The organism is Algoriphagus iocasae, from assembly GCF_014206875.1.
Taxonomy (GTDB): domain Bacteria; phylum Bacteroidota; class Bacteroidia; order Cytophagales; family Cyclobacteriaceae; genus Algoriphagus; species Algoriphagus iocasae.
In genome coordinates this window covers 99,492-119,890 of record NZ_JACIJO010000006.1, presented here as the reverse complement: position 1 = coordinate 119,890, position 20,399 = coordinate 99,492, and the positions used below count along the sequence as shown (strand labels likewise).

The window sequence follows — 20,399 nt, the reverse complement described above, 5'->3', positions numbered from 1 at the left end:
GCAATCCAGTTTTTAAAACCAATTGCTGTCATTCCCTTTTTGTATTTTCTAAGAATATTTAACACTCAGACTGACAAAAATTAGACAATAGACACAGCCTCAATTTTTACAAATTATTGAGACTATTCGAACAAATCGAATTTCACTCCGAAGTTAAACCGTGCGTTGTAGTATTCCGCCTGCATGGTTCTGGATTTGATCCCTTGATAATATCTCAAAGGTTGGTTTGTCAGGTTGTTTCCTTCAGCAAACACTCTCCATTTTGGAGTAAAGGCATAGGAAGCATTAACATCTAGGAATGTCTGCTTGTCATAATAGCGATCTTCAAAACCTTCACCTCCAAGTTCGTCTAAATAATCAGAAGCATAATTCAAAGACACTCTCATAACAAAGCGTTTGTTTTCATAAGAAAGTGAGGCATTAAACATGTTATCTGCTGTGCCGGGTAATTCAAGATCTTCCCCATCTCTATCTTCAATCCCGGTAGTAGAGGATTTCGTGTAGGTATAGTTTAGATAAATCCCGAAGTTTTTCCAGATCTGTCTTTGAATGGAAGCTTCTAATCCGTAAACACTTGCTGTCCCACCATTGTCTGGTCTTGAATATTGCAGATCATTTCCAAACTGAGGATCTGAATATCCCTGAGAAGTAATAGTATAAACGAAATTATCAATATCCTTATAGAAACCTCCCAGTGATATCAATCCCACATTTTCATAATATTTTTCAGCCATCAAATCGAAGTTCATCGCCGTAGCAGGTTTCAAATTTGGATTTCCACGCTCTAACTCTTCATCCTCTGGGCTGAAATTTGCATAGGGAACCAAGTCATAATAATTAGGTCTTGCAATAGTATTGGTCCATGCAAAACGGATAATGCTATTCTGGTCAATATCGTATTTAAGATGAAGTCCAGGCATTAAATTGGAATAGCTCTGCTCCCCTTCAGCCGGACTCACTTCTTCATTATCCAAATCAAAAATATTCCCATTATAATCAATGGATGTGTGCTCAATTCTCAATCCACCTATTACAGATAACTTTTCTGAAAACTGGTGATCTGCCATAACATAGGCTGCAGTGATCGTTTCTTTGGCAGTAAAATTTCCAGGTACATATTCTTCCAATAGATCAGTTTCTTCAAACAAAGCTCCATTTTTCAAGTCCAAACCACCCAAAAATTTTGGATCTACAAATGTTCCAGCCTGATATTGCGATCCGGCAAGGAAGTTTGGATCGGAATAATTACGATTTGGCACATCACCAAGTGTTGCTCCAAATGCATCTTCATCGAGTGGTTCATACTCAAAAAAGTTATTGTCTCTTTCTTTGTTTTTACCTCTGTATCTCACTCCAAATTGCAGGATGCCCTTTGGACTATAAGGCAACTTAAAATCCAACTTGGCATTTAAATCCTGATCAAAGGTGTATCCATATTGTTCTGACAAACCATTAAATCCAATCCCAAGGTTATCGGACATATCACTCAAAATAGCCAAAGGCTCTCTTGGATTGGGAACATCCAATCTTACATCCTGACCAGATGAACGATAAGAAGTATATCTTTCAAAGGGTCTTTCCTCGGATGCCTTTGCATAGGTTACATTCCAGTCCATTTTCAATTTGTTGAACAAATGATCTCCTCCCAATGTGATGTTATACACTCGTTGGTCTTCCAATCTTGCCGCCTTGTTTTTATCACTATCCAGGCCACCTTTGGTCTCAAATTCCACTCTACCAGTGGTTTGGTAAATACCATTTGAGATTTGTTCAAAATCTCCCTCGTCAAAAGCTTCATCCAATTGACTTACACGCATTCTGAATCTGTTTTCCCAGTCATTTCTTTGGTTATACATCCCAGACAAAAACAGGGTATGATTGGTAGAAAGCTTATAATCCAAAGCCAAAGTTGCTGACTTTCTTACACGCTGAACTTTGTATTCGCGAATATCAAATTCTTCCAAAACAATCCCATTATCGGATTCATACCAAACTGCCTCAATGTTATCCGAACCAAAATTGTGGTTGTTATAAGAACCGGAAAAAATCACTCCTAATTTATCATTTGCAAATCGGTTTCCTAAAACCAAAGCACCTGTCCAAATAGGCTTATTGGAAAGCAAATTAATCCCGGAAGCTGCAGTTCCTGAGATTCTCAAAGAATTAGGTGCTTGTCTCGTCACCAAATTTACGGAACCACCGATTGCATCAGCATCCATATTCGGAAGAACAGCTTTATTCACCTCGATAGTCTGGATCATATCTGAAGGAATCAAATCCATTTGGATATTTCTGTTATCTCCTTCAGCGGAGGGGATCCTTTCTCCATTAAAGTTTACTGAATTCAGCTGCGGAGCCATCCCTCTAATAATGATATTTCTAGCTTCACCTTGGTCATTTTGCATTGTGATCCCGGGAATACGTTTCATGGCATCCCCAATATTAGCATCGGGGAATCTACCTACCTGATCAGAGGAAACGATGTTTGTAATATTCGCATTGGTCTTCTGCTGATTCAGAGCTTTTGCCTGGCCTTTCAAGCGATCACCAAACACTACGAATTCAGCGCTCTCAATCATTCTTTCTTCCAGTTTAAAGTTGATTACAGAAGTTTCTCCATCCTTGATGGTGACTTTGGCACTGGAGGATCCATAGCCCAAATAAGTAACTTCAATTTCAACTTCCCCTGCATCAAGATTGGTGATAGCATATTCACCTTTTTGATCGGTTACCGTACCAATCGTGGTTCCTTTAAGCACCAAACTGGCACCGGGCAAAGACAGACCTTGTGGGTCAATCACCTTTCCCCTTAATACGCCCTGCGCAAATAGTTGTGAGCTTATCATCAAATAAGCCAGAACTATCAATGATACTTGTATATATTTTTTCATTGTTTAGTTGATTAAGGTTGGATGGAATTTTGGATTCTCTTGGCTAGGTCATTCCAGTCATAGATCTGGAAAGTTTTGTCATCAGACATTGCCACAAATAATCCATTTGGGAAATCTGAACTGAGGTTGACGTTGGTTACCTCCGACCCGTCACTTGAAGTTGTACTGGTAGGTATTTTGGTGATCAATACATGCTCATTAGCATCTGAAGTAGAACCTTCCCTTGGAAAAACATGAAAAAGATTGGCTGCTTGATCCGAGACTAAAATATAGCCCGTCTTTTCTCCTGTCTTGTAAATTGAAATTCCTTCATGGTCTTCTGTAAAGCCTTCGGTGGCAAACAAAGCCAACTCTTCATTTCCTTTTTCAGGATCGGCATAATATTTTCTGACCCCGACTCCCTCATCTGAATAATAAATAAACCCGAGTTCATTGTCGACCGCGATCGCTTCTATCTCTTTATTCCCAGAGAATTGGCCAAATTTTCTAACTAGCTCAAGTTCGATTCCGGATGAGCTACCTTTTACTTCGTATTGCCAGAGGTATGTTCCATCAGTAGGCCCATTTTTTCTTCCTGCTATCACATAAGTCTGAGAGGTCTTCGGGTTTTTGTAAACTGCCACACCCATCAAATCCCTAAATTCTGGCCCTTCTTCCCCTTGGTAAATCTCAATTCCGGATGGATTGATTTCTTCCATCTCAGGAAGCTTATAAAAGCGCAGTTTGGAAGTGAGTCTTTCGCCTGTCACAGCAAAATCAATTTTCGCATCTCCCATCTCCAATTGATAGCCTATGTCCACATTGTTTGGTCGCTGAATACCTCTTCTTACTAAAGAGTCAATCACTTTACCTTTCAGGTCGAAAACATATAAAGCTCCGAGCGAGTCCTTATCTGTACCTAAAATCAAACTCTGCCCAGGATCCATGGGATTAATCCAAATAGCTGGATCATCTGTGTCATGAACTACTGGGTCTGTCACATAAATGGGTTTGAGAGGGCTGATCTCCTGACTTACTTCTACCGTAGAAGTTTCTGTCTTTTGGCAGGCAAATAAGCTTAAAAGTGCAATGCCTGAAATCCAATAATTGGTTTTGTTAAACATGGTTTTGCGTTGGTAAAATCAATGCACAATGATATAGCTATCGCCTTGCTCTAATCAAAAATCAGCGTTATCAATTAGGCAACAAGTGACCATTCGAGCGTTAACAAAAACGAAACAGAATTTTTAAAAAAGATTATAAAGATTTGAAAAACAGTATTTTACAGTCTGTTAATTCTAGATTAACAAATTGTAAATCATATACAAAGCAGAAATTGCTGTAGGTTTTCTCCTTTTTCCAAGTTCAACTTCTTTCTGAGTCTGTACCTGGAAATCCTGAGGCTTTCCTGCGAAATACCCAAGGTAGAAGCAATCTCCTTAGAGCTTAAATTCATCCGCATCAGACTTGCCAGCTTGAGTTCACCAGGCGTCAAATCCTTGCTGCTTTTATGGAGGTTTTTAAAAAAATCCTGATGCACTTTTTCGAAGCTGTTTTTATAATCTTCCCAGTCGGTGTCCTGAGAAAAATTATAATCTATTTGCTTGATCAGGTTTCTGATTCTCTTCTTTTGTTCTTTGGAATCTTCCTCTAATATGCGTTTTAATTTCTGCTGGATTTCGCCCAGCATTTGATTCTTCTCGATCACATGGAGTGTCTGTGCAGATAAGGATTGGGAATGGGATTCTACTTCTGCAGCCATCCTAGCTTCCAATAAATTGATGTTTTCCTTTTCCGTAGCAATCAATTTCTCTTTTATTTCCAATAGCTCTTTTTGTCTTTCTAATAAATCCCTGCTGCTCCGGATTTTGATTTTTTGACGATTCAACATCAGCCAAGCCAAAACGATCAGAGCAAGAACAATTAAACTCAACAGCCAGCGTGTGAGAATTTCCTTTTCATGTCTGTGCTCAAACTCTGCCAATTGGGTGATTTTCTTATTTAATTCATACTGGACCTCCCTGATAGCCAACTGTCGTGCTGCTTCTTCAGAAAATATCTGATCATTGAGCTGTCTGGATAACTCCAAATAATCATAGGCTTCAGAAAATTCTCCCAATAGCTGAAGGCTTTTGGCTACATCCACAGTGGCGCTTCTAAGCTGATATGTATTACCTAATCTATCACTCATATCCATCGCCAGTTTTGAATACTCCAATCCTTTTTCAAAATCACCTGATTTGCGATATGCATCCCCGAGGTTATTGAGATTACCAATCATATTGGAACTGTCTCCTGCGATCAAATGCAGTTCATAGGATTTTTGAAAAAAGTATTTTGCAGAATCATATTCCTCTAAATCCTCTTTGATACTGCCTATATTCTCTAGAACGATGGCAAATGCAGTGATATCCTTTGCCGACTTCACTAAATCCATTGCTTCCCACTGATATGACAAAGCCTTTGAATAATCTTCTAGCTTCTCATACATGGTACCAATAAACCCTAGAGTTTTGGCCATTCCCAATACATTGTTTGTGTTTTTGTAAATTGATAAGGCCTGCTCATGTCTGGCCATAGCAGCTTCAGGAGATTTAATCTTGTAATAGATTTCCCCTAAAGAATTATGGGTCTCAGCAAGGCAAGGCTGACAATTCAATTCCTTGAATAATTCTTCAGAAATATAAAGCGCTTCTACTGCCTCTTGGTATAAAGCAAATTGAAATAGAAGTTGTCCCTGGAGCTGATGAGCTTTTGCTTTGATCAAAGGACCTTCACTTATGTTATTTTGAAGAACTTCAGAAACCAAACTAAATGATCTCTCAGGTTCAGAATCAGCAATGTTATTTGCTTCTTCTAACTTTTGGGCAACCTGAGAATCGATTTTCTGAGCAATAGAAAGAACTGTAATCAAACAGCAAAAAAGAGAAAACAGCAATCTTAGTAACATAAGGTAAAATTCAGAAATTGCCTTCACCCCAGTGTTACCAAATTATTTTCAATTCATTACATAATTACCCATGGTTCACTTAAATTACTAACATTCAATGGGTATACCTTGGTCGTAATTTTAATTACTCCTATTTTGAATCCTGTTTCAAAAAACCCTTTAAACCTATGAGAAAAATATCATTCTCTATGTTGGCTTTACTAGCCATAATTTTTAGCTGTTCACCGGAAAAACCTAAACTTACTGACGAACAATATTCTCAATTAACGGATGAGGAAAAACGCTCAGCAGACCATGCTATAGATGGAATAGTGGTAGCTGATGACCGGCTTGACCTGACACTTTTTGCATCCGAACCTATGATGATCAATCCAACAAATATGGACATCGATGACAAAGGTCGGGTTTGGATCACTGAAGCTTATAACTATCGATCCAATCTCAATCCAAGAAATCCCACCAGATCTGATGGCGATCGGATTTTAATCATGACGGATACCGATGGAGATGGGGTTGCAGACGAGTCAAAAGTTTTTTACCAAGGAGAAGAGATCAATGCAGCGCTTGGAATAGCTGTTTTGGGAGATAAAGTATATGTTTCTGTCAGCCCTTATGTTTATGTTTTCACAGATGCTGATGGAGATGATGTGCCTGAGAAAAAAGAAATTTTATTCGAAGGTGTGGGTGGCGTGCAGCATGATCATGGTATGCATTCCTTCACTTTTGGTCCTGACGGAAAGCTCTATTTCAACTATGGAAATGAAGGCAAAGGAATTCATCATGCCGATGGTTCTCCGATTTTAGATCCTTTGGGAAGACCCGTTAACAGCCAGACCCAACCTTATCGAGAAGGAATGGTATTCAGAATGAATCCTGATGGATCGGATGTGGAAGTGTTGGCATGGAACTTCCGGAATAACTACGAAGTCGCAGTTGACAGCTACGGCAGAATGTGGCAATCAGATAATGATGACGACGGCAACCGAAGCACCAGAATCAATTATGTCATGGATTATGGCAATTATGGATTCAAAGATGAAATGACAGGAGCCGATTGGAGAACCAGAAGAATCAATCTAGAGGATTCTGTTTACCAGCAACATTGGCATCTTAACGATCCGGGCGTGGTTCCGAATATGCTTCAAACTTACGCAGGATCTCCAACAGGAATTTTGGTTTATGAAGGAAAATTACTTCCTGAAGAATATCAAAACCAATTGATCCACTCAGATGCAGGTCCAAACATTGTCAGAGCCTATATTCCTTCGCAAGATGGAGCAGGTTTTTCTGCAACAATCAAGAACTTGATGGATGGAAATTCACGTGATAATTGGTTTAGACCTTCCGATGTGACTGTTGCACCAGATGGATCACTGTTTGTGTCAGATTGGTATGATCCAGGAGTGGGTGGACATGCCATGGGAGACCAAGACAAAGGTCGTGTCTATCGATTGGCACCAAAAGGTGTGGATTATAAAGTCGAGAAGCCAGATTACACCAGTGTTCCTTCATTGATCAAATTACTTCAGAATCCAAATAGAGCAACTCACTTCAAAGCCTTCATGGCATTGGTGGACAAAGGAGACGAAGCCAAAGGAGCATTGGAAGAGCTTTTTGCATCTGCCGATTCCAGAATGAAAGCCAGAGCATTTTGGGTGTTAACAAAGCTTCCTAATGGAAACGAATACATTCAAATGGCATCCACAGATTCCGATCCATTGATTCGCGTTGCCGCAGTTAGAGCATCAAGAATTAATCAGCTAAACGATCCTGATTTCTTGTTAAAGATGGCTGGAGATGAGGATATTCAGGTTCGAAGAGAAGTGGCACTGGCCATCAGGTATCAAAATAATGAAGATGTTTGGCTGAAGCTTGCGAACACCTATCAGTCAGGCGACCGATGGTTTTTGGAGGCTTTGGGAATTGCTGCCGATGGTTTCTGGGATGAATATTTAAGTGCTTATCTCTCTGACAAGCAAGATTCTTGGATGAAAACCCAAGAAGCAACTGACATCATTTGGAGATCAAGAAGTACCGAAACTCCAGAACTTTTGGGCAAAATCATCCTATCGCAACCCGGAAGGAACAATGAAAGGTATTATAGAGCGCTGGACTTTCAAGAGCCAAATAGCAAAACGAAAATCCTGAAATCTCTCCTCGCAACTGCTCCTGAGGAAGATCAATTGATCATTTTAAGACAGATTAATTACGATGCGGCTTCTCCAGACAGAGAGTTATTGGCTTTGGCAAAATCAACCGCGGGAAGCATCGCTGATAATAGAGACTTCCTCGATATCGTCAGAAAATATGAAATCAAAGACCAGAAAGACAGATTGAAAGAATTGGTTTATCAATCCGAAAACAACCAACATTCGCAAATGGCCGCCAATATTTATTCATCGCTATACGGCATGGATGATATTAAAAAAGAGATTGATCAAGGAGACGAAGCTCATATGATTATGGCAATCGAGAAGTTCGGATCCATCGATAACGAAGGCATGGCAAAGCTTTTAGCAGGATATTATACAGATGAATCAAAATCAACGATCATTAGAACTGCTGCAATGGAAGCTGCGAAAGGATTTAATTCTGAACCTTATTTATGGGAAATGGTGAAAGAAGACAAAGTCCCAGCTGACGTGCTTCCAATCGCTCAGAAGATATTGCTTTCTTCCTGGAATGGAAATCTTCGAGCTCAGGCAAATGAGTTTTTTGGGGATGCAGCAAAAAGTGATTACGATTTACCAAAAATGCTGGCTGCCAGTGGAAATGTAGAAAACGGAAAAACCATTGCTTCTAATTACTGTTTGGCATGTCACAAAATCGGAGCTGAAGGAATTGATTTTGGCCCTGGACTCACAGAAATCGGCGACAAACTATCCAAAGAAGGGCTATTCAATGCTATCATCAACCCTTCTGAAGGAATGGGATTTGGGTATGAGACTCAATTAGTCAAGCTGAAAGATGGAACCGAATTCACTTGTATCGTCAATTCAAAAACAGAAAATGACCTGATCGTAAAACTGGTGGGAAGTAGTGAGCAGAAGATTTATAAACTGGCAGATGTGGAAAGCGTCACCCAGCAGGATCAGTCTCTGATGCCAAAATTTCCACTTTCTGAAACAGAACTGGTAGATTTAGTGAGCTATTTGGAAACTTTGAGAAAGTAAATTTTTCTCTTCTCTAAAATTTGATCCCAGCTTATAAAAATAGGCTGGGATTTTGTTTGGTGGAGAATCACATAATTTTCGTTTCATTACCTCTTCAAAATCCCATGAAAACATTCTCTCTTTTCACTTTCTTTTTCATCAACTGCTTTATTTTCATTGCAGAGGCACAACAAAAAAGCAGTTCCTATCAATCAGAAACCCTTCAAATCGAGCAAATAAGCCCCAATACTTTTCTTCACATCAGCTACCTGAACACGGATGATTTTGGGAAAGTGGCATGCAATGGAATGATCGTAATCAACAAGGACGAAGCTTTGGTTTTCGATACACCTGCCAATGAGGAAGCCAGTCTGGAATTGATCGACTGGTTGGAAAATGAAAAGCAAGTAAAAGTCAAAGGAGTTGTTGCCACACATTTTCATTGGGATTGTTTGGGAGGATTGAATGAATTTCATGCTAAGGGAATTCCTTCTTATGCGTCTGCCAAAACCATTGAATTAGCGAAGTCAGCAGGATACCCAGTTCCTGAAATCAGCTTTAAAAAGAAATTAAACCTAGAAGCTGGAAGTATAAAAATCGTCAATCAATTTTTTGGAGAAGGCCATACAAAAGACAATTTCATCTCATATGTCACTACCGACCAAGTCATTTTTGGGGGTTGCATGATCAAGGCTCTTGGAGCTGGAAAAGGTAATCTCGAAGATGCCAACCTTTCTGAATGGTCCGCTACTGTCAGAAAGGTAAAATCTGCACTTCCAGATACGCAGATTGTAATTCCCGGACATGGAAAAATCGGTGGAACGGAGTTGCTGGATTATACGGTGGAGATGTTTGAGAAGAAATAAAAATGCCCCGATCTGAGAACGGGGCATTTAACCACTAATTAAACCACTCAATTTTCTTCAATCCGAAATTTTTGCTCTCCAAAATGAACTTGTCCAAATCTGTCAGTTGCTTGTACCCGAATGACATGCTCACCAGTTTCCAGTCCAGAAGGAATGTTTACTCTCCATAAGTGCATACTTTGGGCAGGATTAGAAGGCCTTCTTCCATCTAGCAGCTCTTCAGTCACATCCCATTGTAGCAAATCCACCAAATACCGTGGATCATAATCTTCCACTCTGTTCATGGCTTTCATCTCAGATCCATCAATGCTGATCAGTACTTCATCTTCCGGCGAACCCATAAAAAAGTTTACATAAATTCCCGCAGTGGTTCTTTTCCCTTTTTCAAGGACTCTTGGAGCAAAAATCTCCATTTGATAATCACTGGACTTGCCAGCAACCTGATATCGGATTTTATATTGATTTCCTTCGAAATGAATCAAAGCATATCCTTTTGGAGTGCCATCCCGCATAGTGGAAACCGGAATACCTTTTTCGTCCAAAGTCCCTTTATACCAGTCCCCGGAAGTGGTTCCCACATTGTAGTGATGATGGGGTTTATCCTGCCTCCAACCGTCCTCTTTGTAAAATAAATCCTGCTTTTGGAGATGGGTATGTGCTGAAAGAGACAAAGTATTTGGATAATCCTTTAATAGATCAAACAATTTTTGGCGGTCCTCATCCCGAAATGAATCACCTTGTTCCTTCAATGGAATATGCATCGAGATTACAATCAAATGATCCTTTGGAACGAATTGAAGATCATTTTCCACGAATTGAAGTTGATCTGGGCGCATTCCTCCCCAATACCCATTTTTATCTCTCGGGTCCGGCCATAAAATATCATCAAGCACGATAAAGTGAACTTTCCCTACATTGTAGGAATAGGTACTTGGGCCAAAAACAGCCTCAAAAGATTCGTCAGCCAACTCATCCTGATCCACGTCATAGTTTTGATCATGATTTCCCATAACATTATACCAAGGCAAGCCAACTTTCGATACAGCTTTGGCATAAGGGCCAAATAAACTCAAATCATCCCCTACGAGATCTCCTAGAGAAAGTCCAAAAGCTACATTTTGAATTCCCTCAACCTCACTGACAATACCTCGATCAAAGAAGTCCACTTCTTCCAAAGTATAAGGTTGCGGATCACCGAAAATCAAAGCTGTAAAATCATCCGGTTCATCTGTTTTTACCATAGCAAAATTGATTTCTTTTGGCAACTCTCCTGTAGGCTTTGAACCCGCATATTTAAGTTGAGGAGATCCTGAAGGTTTGTGGGTGTAATAGAATTGAGGCTTGTTTAAAGAATCCAAAGGCGCAGAATACCCACTAGGCTTGATCACAAAAAGAAGTTGCCCTTCTTTTAAACCAATTTCAAAATATCCCTTTTCATCAGTTTGTACTACTTCTATTCCATTGGAAACGCTAACACAGGCAAGTCCCGCTTCACGACGCTGCTTTTTCCCGTTTCCATTTTCATCATGAAACACATAGCCCTTTACCAAATCTTGTGCATGGGCAGTCAAGCATGTTAAAATAAGGGCTGCTAAAAACCCTGTCTGGATCATTCTTTTCATTTTTCCCACCATACTTTTGTATTGATATCATCTGCTCCCATTCGTGCTACGGCAGCTGCATAGTTATCAGGATTATTAATTTGTACACTTACCGGATATCTGAATCTTACCGGCATTATTTGATCATTTAGCATCCCATCATTTTTAGGGAGAACAGGAAGGCCAGTCCTTCTGTATTCAAACCACTGTTGGGTATCATTGAAATAAAGCGCTACATATTTTTGAAGCATAATTCTTTCCAAAGTACCGTCATATGCAGCTGCAGGATTGGCGAAATATCCCTCGGTCAATTCCACTCCCCATTGCTCCATGGCAGACTTGACACCTTTTTCATAATGTTCCTTTGCATCAGAAGAAATCACTCCTCTTTGTGCCAATTCAGCTTTGATAAATTCTACTTCGGCATACGTTAAAATCAAAGAAATCATCGGTGCTTGCACCAAGGCAATATTATGATTACTTGGCAAAAACTGAAACTGGCTTTCATTTCCATCAAAACCGCTTGGAATCCCCTTATATCCAATCGTAGTGGTACCATCCAAATCTCTGGCTTGAGTCATAAATTTTGATCTTCTAGGATCCTCCAGCGCATTTAATTGGTCTGCAAAAAACTCAGAAATAGAACGAAAAGTAGTAAAATCTATCGCTCTGCCCCAAGGAGATAAATTTGGAGTTACCCCTGTAATTTGCAAGATGCCCGATTCGGCAGTGTTTTCAAAAACCGGGTAGTTTTCAGGGTTATTCACCATACTTGCCAGTTTACCAAAAGCATTAACCTCCGTACGATTAGAAACCCTTAAAAGCAATCTCATATGGAGTGAATTGGTGAATTTCCTCCACTTTTTCACATCATTATGAAATAGAATATCATCTCCAAATACCATTGCCTGGCTATCATCATACAAGGAATTAGCCCGCTCCAGATCTTCAAAAATCTGGGCATAAACCTCTTCCTGAGTATTGAAAGAAGGCTGGAAAATTCCATCTTCTCCTCTACTTGCCTCATCCATAGGAATATCCCCAAAACTATCTGTCAATTGACTCAAGGCCAAGGCTCTCAAAGTCAAAGCAATCGCTTCGTAATTCACGTCTACATTGGCGATGGCTGATGCTTCCATTTCTTTGATATTTACCAACCATCTGTAGTAAGTATTCCAGGTAGAATTGCCAGCCGACTCGGTAATATCATAACGGTGAATACCTCCGGAAACACTTGGAAATGGCAATGCCACCTGCATGATCTGAAAAGTAAAAGCATCAGCTCTGTCAGTATTAAAGCTTGCAATGCCATAAATCGTTGGATTCAATAAAGTTCCTGGACTGATCTGGTCAATCCTGTTTGGATCTGTGTTGATCTCTTCAAAATCCTGGGTACAGGAAATCGAAGCCCAAGCCAAAGATCCGATCAATAAAGATGAGATATATTTTTTCATTTGATTTCTGATTAAAACTTAAGTGTAAGATTCACTCCCATGGTTCTTGGAGTCGGAAGTTGCCCCATTTCCACACCTGGAAGAAGAGTGCCTCCATTCAAAGCAGCTGTTTCCGGGTCAAACATTGGAAACTTGGTCCACATAGCTAAGTCCCTTCCGTAGAAAGCAATCGACGCTTGATTGATACTTGTCTTTTGTAAGAATCTTGCTGGAACAGCATACTCTAATCTGACCTCACGAAGTTTCACAAAAGAAGCATCAAAGGAATTGGACTCTACGTTTGCCCTTCTGTAATAATCTGCATAATAGCTCGCTAAATTGACCTCGGTGGTATTTGGAGAAAAAGTCCCATCTCCATTATCAACTACGCCTTCGCCTACAATAAATCCGTCTTCACGGCCTTTTAAGGTATGAGTCAATTTACCTTGCTCAGACATTTTATGGTGTGTTTGAGAATACACAATCCCTCCATATTGTCCATCCAACAGGATACTCATCCGAAGATTTTTATAGATAAACTCATTTCTGAATCCACCTTTCCATTTTGCATAGGCATTACCTATGTATTGGATTTCTGAAGGTCTTGCAGGCAGACCATTTGCGCCATAAACAATTTCACCCTCTGGGGATCTTACAAAACCAAATCCGTAAATATCTCCTGTGGTGCCACCGACTTTGGCAATAATTGAAGCATTTCCACCTGTTCCTATTACCTGGCTACCATCCACTTCATCGGGTAGAGAAAGGACCTCATTCTTATTTTTTGCCCAAGTGACAAAGGAATTCCATTGGAACTTATCATTCTTGATTGGGCTGCCATTCAGCACCAATTCAATCCCTTGATTTCTTACTTTTCCAGCATTCAAAATCGCTCTAGAAAAACCTGTGGTGATGTCTACAGGAACTTCCAAAATCTGATTTTTAGTCTCAGTAACATATAAGTTCAGGTCCAATCCCAACCTTCTTTGGAAGAAAATCAACTCAATCCCTGTTTCAAAACTGCTCGTGATTTCAGGCTTGAAGTCTACATTGTATAGTGTGGAAGGAACAGAGGCTGAGCCAGGAAATTCACTTTGCCCATAATATTTAGAAGTTCTATAAGGCTCTGTGTCATTTCCTACCTGAGCTCCAGAGACCCTAAGTTTTGCAAAAGAGATTTGACTAGGCAAAACAAAAATGTCTGAAAGTACAAAGCTGGTGCTGATTGAAGGATAGAAGAAACTGTTATTTTGAGTCGGTAAAGTACTTGACCAATCATTTCGGCCGGTAATGTCCACAAAGATCTTTTCATCAAAATCCAAAGTCATCAATCCGTAAAGAGAGTTAATTACTCTATTTGCATCATTGGTAGCTAAAACTGGGTTATTTACTCCATTTGCAAGTTTGTAAACACCTGGGATCACCAACCCATCCACATAAGCGCTCATCATCCGGTATTTTCTGCTCATATGATTACCACCCACACTCGCTCTCAAAGAGATTTTCTCTGCCAGATTGCCCTTGTAAGTCAGTAAGAAATCCGAATTCTGCTCGTAATTGGTAACATTTTGCTCCTTGTAATAACCTCTTTGGAAATTTGCCGTGCTGTAAGGCCGCTGTTGAGCTCTCTCCTCCTGACTCATTGCCAAACCGGATCTCAACATGAGTTCAAAATGATCATTGAATGTATAATTCGCTGATAAATTTCCAAAAACAGAATTGTTATTCACCGAATTGGTCATTTCGTAAGCGATCAAATAGGGATTATCAATGAAAGAACTGAATGGATGAACCTGATCTACATTTTCCTGACCTTGTTTCCAGATTGGTCGATACCATTCCAAATCAATACTTGGATTTTGGAAAATCATAAAGTAAGCAATGGACTGGTTGTTATAACCCGTGGCAGGCAGGTTATCTGAATTCTTATTGGTGTAGTTTACTTTGGCATTCAATCTCAATTTCTTGCTGATTTGCTGAGATGCAGACAAAGCCGCCACCAATCGATCAAAACCCGTGTTTGGCATGATCCATTCATTTTTTGTCTGTGTAATCGATGCTCTCAAAGAACCTGAATCATTATTTCCGTCCAATGAAACAGAATTGATCATATTAAATCCCGTTCTCCAAAATCCGGTTACGTTATCTTCATAAGGTCTCCAAAGTTGACGCTCGGCAGATTGACCTTCGAGAGTTGGATCATATTGAAAATAGGATTGGCCATCGAACTTAGGGCCAAAAGCACTACTGGTTCCACCTGTACTAGCTCCGTCTTCGGAAGCACCATAGCTGTAGTAGAGTTCTCCATCTGAATTAAAAGCCCTACCAGTACCTTGTCCATATTCATATTGTCTGTCAGGCCATCTCAGTACATTTTGGAAACTGATGTTAGAATTAATCGTCACTCCAAGACCTTTGTTTTTTTTCGATCCACTTTTCGTCGTTACGATCAAAGCTCCGTTTGCTGCCCGACTACCATAAAGTGCCGTGGCACTTGCTCCTTTTAATACCGTGATGTTTTCAATGTCATCTGGGTTAAGATCAGCTATTCCATTTCCAAAATCCACGGGAACGTCATTTCCAGATCCAGCACCATAAGCATTGCTAACTCCTGATGAGGTCAATCCAGAATTCATTGGAACTCCATCCACTACAATCAGGGCAAAGTTTCCATTTGGATTTAGGGAATTATCGCCCCTTAAGCTAATCTGTGAGGAATTCATAGGCCCTGAACCTGCGGAAAGCACATTCAGACCGGCTACTTTTCCTCGCAATGCATCCGACCAGCTATTAGACCTTGCATCCAGAAGTTCTTCGGAATCTACCTTCTGAGTAGCATAACCAAGGGCTTTCTCTTCTCTTTTGATCCCCAATGCTGTGACAACCACTTCACCTAAAGCCTCGCTGTCCAGCTGCAGCCCAATGGTAAGTTCAGTTTGATTTTCGATCAAAACTTCTTGTCTGTCATATCCTACATAAGAAAAAACAAGTGCTTCTCCGGAATCTACCGTCAACCCGAATTTACCGTCTAAATCTGTTGTAGTACCTCTAGTGGTTCCTTTGATAATGATATTCACCCCAGGCAATGTTTCACCTGTTTCAGCATCCTGAACCACTCCGGTCACTCTTACTCGTTCGATTTCCACTTTATTCAAAGGAGTTTTCTTTTGGGAAGAAACAGCAATGGTATTGTTAATCTGTTTGAACTTTAAAGAAGATTGAGCTGAAATCAACTCCAAAACTCTTTGAAGATTCGCTTTTCTGGAAGCAAAGGTGACTTTGCTGGATAGATCCAATCCACTTTCATAAGAAAAGCTAAAATCTGACTGGTTTTCTATCTGCTTGAATGAAGCAGACAAAGACATTTCCACAGAAGAAAGCGTAATCTGTGTTTCCTCTAATTTCTGTGCTGTGAGCACATTGGCAAACACCATGGAGTGAATCCAACAACTGAGAAGGCAAGCCGTAAATAATCTCATAACCAAGGATTTTAAGGCTGGTGGTAACTTTTTTTTCATAAATTTGATTTGTTCATGTGATGAATGTCGAAAGCGTTTTTCCCTGAACTGAATGGATTCGTTGGCGCGGATCCATTCGCTTTTTTAAGGGCAGTTTTTAAAATGTAGGCTTACATGATTGCCATTGATTTGATAGGTTATAGGAATAGAATAATTGATTAATTCAAGTAGATTCTCCAGGCTCTGTTTTTTAAATGTACCGGAGATTTCACAGGAGATTTGTTTGGAAAGATTGTGCTCTATGGTGACTCCATACCAATCTTCAAGTTCTGAGACCATCGTGCTCATGTCTGTATTTTCAAAAACCAGCACATCTTCTGTCCATGCAAAAAGAGGGGCATTTTCAGGTATTTCTCTCACATTGCCAGAACCATTCGAAAAATCCAGAAGGTAATTGGGTTCAAGAATAAAGCTAGTGTCTGCTTGGTCAGAGACTTTCACCAGACCTGATTTCACTGCTACTACTTCCTTTGCATTCTCTAAATTTTGGATCAGAAATGAAGTGCCGAGAACTTCAGTAACCAGATTTTGGGATTCTACTCTAAAAGGATGGATTGTATCCCTCCGAACATCAAAAAAAGCTTCCCCTGATAGTTTGAGATACCTGTTTTCACTGAAATTCTCAGCAACCTGGATTTGGGAATTATGATATAGCTGGACAGTTGATCCATCAGGCAATTTGATCTTCTTAAACATGCCCGTTCCATTTTCAAAAGTCAGGAAAGACAGGCTTTTTGTTGTTTCAGGTTTTTGCTCATATACCAATTGGTGGAGCAAGATCCCAACACTTAAGAAAAGGAAGATCGAAGCTGCTATCCATACAGGGGATAACTTTATAATATTTCGGATTTTGGATGTGTCAGTTTTTTGAATCTGAGTCGTACGTTGCCTGATTTTAAAAAATATTTCCTTTTCAATATCAGATTTACTTCTTCCTCTATGGTCCACAATTTCCAATCCATCAGAAAGGTCTGAATCATACCACTGATTAAACTGCCCCATTTCTGACGGGGATGCTTTGCCCCGAAGTATTTTACCGATTATTCCTAAAAGGGAAGATTGCAATCTCATGACTTTTGTGTTTCACTGTTATAGTGTCAAAAGTCCTGTCCGACTACCGCTGATTTTTATTAAGTATTTGTGAATGTTTTGATGTCAAAAAATAACTTTGAGGTAACAGTTTCAAGTTTAACCCCCTATGCATAATAATACGATAGGGGTTAAATGCTTGAGCTCACCACGGATTATTTTTAATGATTTAGAGATCTGATTATGAACCGTTTGGGGAGAAATATTAAGTTTCTCAGAGATTTCCTCGACTGAATATCCCTCTATCCTGCTCATTTTAAAGATCAATTTGGATTTCGGAGGTAGAATATCCATTGCCACCTCTATTTGATCAAAAATTTCATCCAAACTCTGTATCTCTTCTTCATATAAGTCAGGCATTTCTGATATGGCTATCATTCGATTTTTCTCAATCGAATCAAAATGCTTCATGACTTGGTATTTGACCGCAGTCAATAAATACCCTTTTACACTCATCCTGATTTCAAGGGATTCGCGCCTTTGCCAGATATCTATAAACACCTCTTGCAGAATATCTTCCACTGTAGTTTGATCTGGGATTTTGCGATAGGCACTTTGATACATCAGCTCCCAATGATCTTTGAAGACTTGCTCGAAATAAGCTGGATTCTGAAAAGTGGCCATAAACCTGATGAAGATTTCCTCCAAAATTAAATCTCAGGCCGACTAAAGTGTAAAATGGAAGATTAAGATATTATTAACAGATTATCTTCAACCCAAAAACCAACCACAGGATTCCTCCAAATCTTTTATTTGAAAGACTGAGCTTACATTATAAACTAAATCCTAATTTTGAGCAATGAAAAGAATCCTTCCGTTAGCTATTAGCATTTTTATGCTCCTTTCCTGCGTTGAAAGTGAAAAACCCAACTCAACAACATCTGACAAATTCAAAGTTAAAGCCATTAATTATATAGCAGACAATGAAGTGATGTATGTCATCTTACATGATTCGATTGGTACGGCACTTGGCTTTCACCAAATCCATAATGGCGAAACGGTAGAATTCGACGTTGACAAAAGCAAAGACTATTTCGTAAGTACCTATACCATCCGTGAAGGTGAATATGGTCTTCAGGAATATATGAGCACATTTACCAATCGGGATTTGACCTTCGACATGATTTTAGAAATAGGAGAATCAACGGCCCCCGTTCAAACTGGCACTTTCAAAGTAAGAGCCAATGATAATGATGAGCCCATTGGAGTTTTTGTGACCGCTAAGGATTGGATATCTGATTTCTCCGTCTCTACTAATCTCTATGATGAGAATGCTAAATTGTTTTCTGGAGTAAATCGATACATGGTTATTGCGAACCAAGGCACTGAAAGACGATTTTCTTATTTAGATAATCCTCAAAAAGATAAAACCTATACCCTTCAATACGACCAAATGCAGGCTTTTGACATTATTTTGGAAGTCCCAAATTTAGATTACTACTATTTCAATTATAACATCAAAAGTTTGGAAGAAAGAAATGGAAAGATTTATCCAAATTTTATCTTCGGAAATTACGGATATTATAATAGTCAAAAAGAAAAGTTTCAACTTCTTTATACTAGTGAAATAAAAAAGTACAGTACGAATATCACTATAAACAAGGCATCTTATCCAAATGTATCCTTTATTTATTCTAAAATAGGAAGTCCACCATCTCAGATCTCATTTTTAGATTTAAAAGAAATAAAGATTGCCAAAAACTCGATCTCAGATTTCCAATTTGAATCTACAGTAGAGGATGCGGAGTATTATAGTGTAGGGTTCCAATCTTCCAAAAGCGTTTCGAATGGATTACCCTCTTCCCGCTCTTTCAGCTGGAGTATCAATGGCCTAGCTACTTCATTTTCTCTAACGGTTCCTGAAGAATTAGTAACAGCTCATCCATTTTTTCTTTCAGATTTCTCCCACCTATTTTTATCAAATGCAGGGATCTCTAAAAAATTAATAGAAACAAAATCTTCAGGGGAAATTGAAATTGAAAATTTCACGATACTCCAATTTTTTGATAATTAATGAACCTATTTGTTCAACTCATTTTGTTAGGAATTTTGTAAATCATTTATGCAGAAATCTCCTCTTGATTTATTATTAGCGACATTCCTGAACTCAACTCGGGAATTGTTGTTTTACATTCATTAAAGAACCTAAAAAATCCATGCAATCACTAAAAGGAAAAACAGCGCTGATTACAGGCGCAGGAAAAGGTATAGGAAAAGCAGTTGCAATAGCTTTGGCCCAGGAGGGAGTTCATTTGGCAATTCTTTCCAGAACAGAATCCGATCTAATCAAAGTAAAAGAGGAAGTTGCAGGAATTGACTCCTCATTGAAAGTGGCAATCGCCGTGGCTGATCAGTCAGATTTTTCAAGCGTGAAAACTGCCATCGCTTCATTGAATCAAGAAGTTGGAGTACCGGATATTTTGGTAAATAATGCCGGAACGGGCAAGTTTGGCAAATTCTTGGATCTCGATGTCAGCGAGTGGGAACATATCGTGAAAGTCAATCTTTTTGGCGTGTACTATGTCATCCATGAAGTTCTGCCGGGAATGCTGGAAAGAAAATCAGGGGATATCGTGAACGTCTCCTCCACTGCCGGCCAAAAAGGAAATGCGATGACAAGTGCTTATAGTGCCTCTAAATTTGGATTAAACGGACTGACTGAATCACTGATGATGGAAGTAAGAAAATCAGATATTCGTGTTTTCAGCATGAGCCCAAGTACCATTGCAACAGACCTAGCCATGGACAATAATTTAACTGATGGAAATCCAGAGAAAGTGTTGCAGCCAGAAGATTTTGCTGAATTGTTGGTAGCGCATCTAAAATTGCCAAAACGTGCATTGGTGAAGGAAGTAGGCCTCTGGTCAACTAATCCATAAAAATATTCTTCAAATGCAACTTTATTGCATTTGTACTGGTT

Annotated in this window: 12 protein-coding genes; 4 read left to right on the top strand and 8 right to left on the bottom strand. The window is 39.4% G+C overall.

Going from position 1 to position 20,399, the window contains the following annotated elements; genetic code table 11:
- Positions 1-122: 122 nt before the first annotated feature.
- The 3 genes from FHS59_RS22670 to FHS59_RS22660 all read right to left on the bottom strand — a co-directional run bounded on the left by FHS59_RS22670 (position 123) and on the right by FHS59_RS22660 (position 5,820).
- Positions 123-2,891, bottom strand: coding sequence for a TonB-dependent receptor (locus FHS59_RS22670; protein WP_184498585.1), 2,769 nt, complete (start codon positions 2,889-2,891; stop codon positions 123-125).
- A gap of 11 nt (positions 2,892-2,902) precedes the next feature.
- Positions 2,903-3,994, bottom strand: a complete 1,092-nt coding sequence (locus FHS59_RS22665; RefSeq protein ID WP_184498583.1) for a phytase — start codon at positions 3,992-3,994, stop codon at positions 2,903-2,905.
- A gap of 194 nt (positions 3,995-4,188) precedes the next feature.
- Positions 4,189-5,820, bottom strand: a complete 1,632-nt coding sequence (locus FHS59_RS22660) for a tetratricopeptide repeat protein (RefSeq protein ID WP_184498581.1) — start codon at positions 5,818-5,820, stop codon at positions 4,189-4,191.
- A gap of 167 nt (positions 5,821-5,987) precedes the next feature.
- Between FHS59_RS22660 and FHS59_RS22655 the strand changes: the two genes are divergently transcribed.
- Entirely contained in the window at positions 5,988-8,993 is a 3,006-nt protein-coding gene (locus FHS59_RS22655; RefSeq protein ID WP_184498580.1) for a PVC-type heme-binding CxxCH protein, read from the top strand.
- Positions 8,994-9,097: 104 nt separating this feature from the next.
- A complete protein-coding gene (bla, locus tag FHS59_RS22650; protein ID WP_184498578.1) occupies positions 9,098-9,838 on the top strand; it encodes a subclass B1 metallo-beta-lactamase in 741 nt (246 codons plus the stop codon).
- Positions 9,839-9,885: 47 nt separating this feature from the next.
- On the opposite strand, the gene FHS59_RS22645 is transcribed toward bla, so the two are convergent.
- The 5 genes from FHS59_RS22645 to FHS59_RS22625 form a co-directional block, all read right to left on the bottom strand.
- Complete coding sequence (locus tag FHS59_RS22645) at positions 9,886-11,460, bottom strand: calcineurin-like phosphoesterase C-terminal domain-containing protein (protein WP_184498576.1); 1,575 nt, start codon at positions 11,458-11,460, stop codon at positions 9,886-9,888.
- Positions 11,457-12,893 (bottom strand): SusD/RagB family nutrient-binding outer membrane lipoprotein, encoded by a 1,437-nt coding sequence (locus FHS59_RS22640; protein WP_184498574.1) that lies wholly within the window; start codon positions 12,891-12,893, stop codon positions 11,457-11,459. Before FHS59_RS22640 ends, FHS59_RS22645 begins: the two co-directional genes overlap by 4 nt.
- Positions 12,894-12,904: 11 nt before the next feature.
- A complete protein-coding gene (locus FHS59_RS22635) occupies positions 12,905-16,390 on the bottom strand; it encodes a SusC/RagA family TonB-linked outer membrane protein (protein ID WP_184498572.1) in 3,486 nt (1,161 codons plus the stop codon).
- 84 nt (positions 16,391-16,474) lie between these two features.
- Positions 16,475-17,461, bottom strand: a complete 987-nt coding sequence (locus FHS59_RS22630; protein ID WP_184498570.1) for a FecR family protein — start codon at positions 17,459-17,461, stop codon at positions 16,475-16,477.
- A gap of 117 nt (positions 17,462-17,578) precedes the next feature.
- Positions 17,579-18,103: a sigma-70 family RNA polymerase sigma factor gene (locus FHS59_RS22625; protein WP_184498568.1), complete on the bottom strand. Its 525-nt coding sequence runs from the start codon at positions 18,101-18,103 to the stop codon at positions 17,579-17,581.
- A gap of 175 nt (positions 18,104-18,278) precedes the next feature.
- Between FHS59_RS22625 and FHS59_RS22620 the strand changes: the two genes are divergently transcribed.
- Positions 18,279-19,493: a hypothetical protein gene (locus FHS59_RS22620; protein ID WP_184498566.1), complete on the top strand. Its 1,215-nt coding sequence runs from the start codon at positions 18,279-18,281 to the stop codon at positions 19,491-19,493.
- 142 nt (positions 19,494-19,635) lie between these two features.
- Entirely contained in the window at positions 19,636-20,358 is a 723-nt protein-coding gene (locus FHS59_RS22615; protein WP_184498564.1) for a 3-ketoacyl-ACP reductase, read from the top strand.
- Positions 20,359-20,399 lie beyond the last annotated feature (41 nt).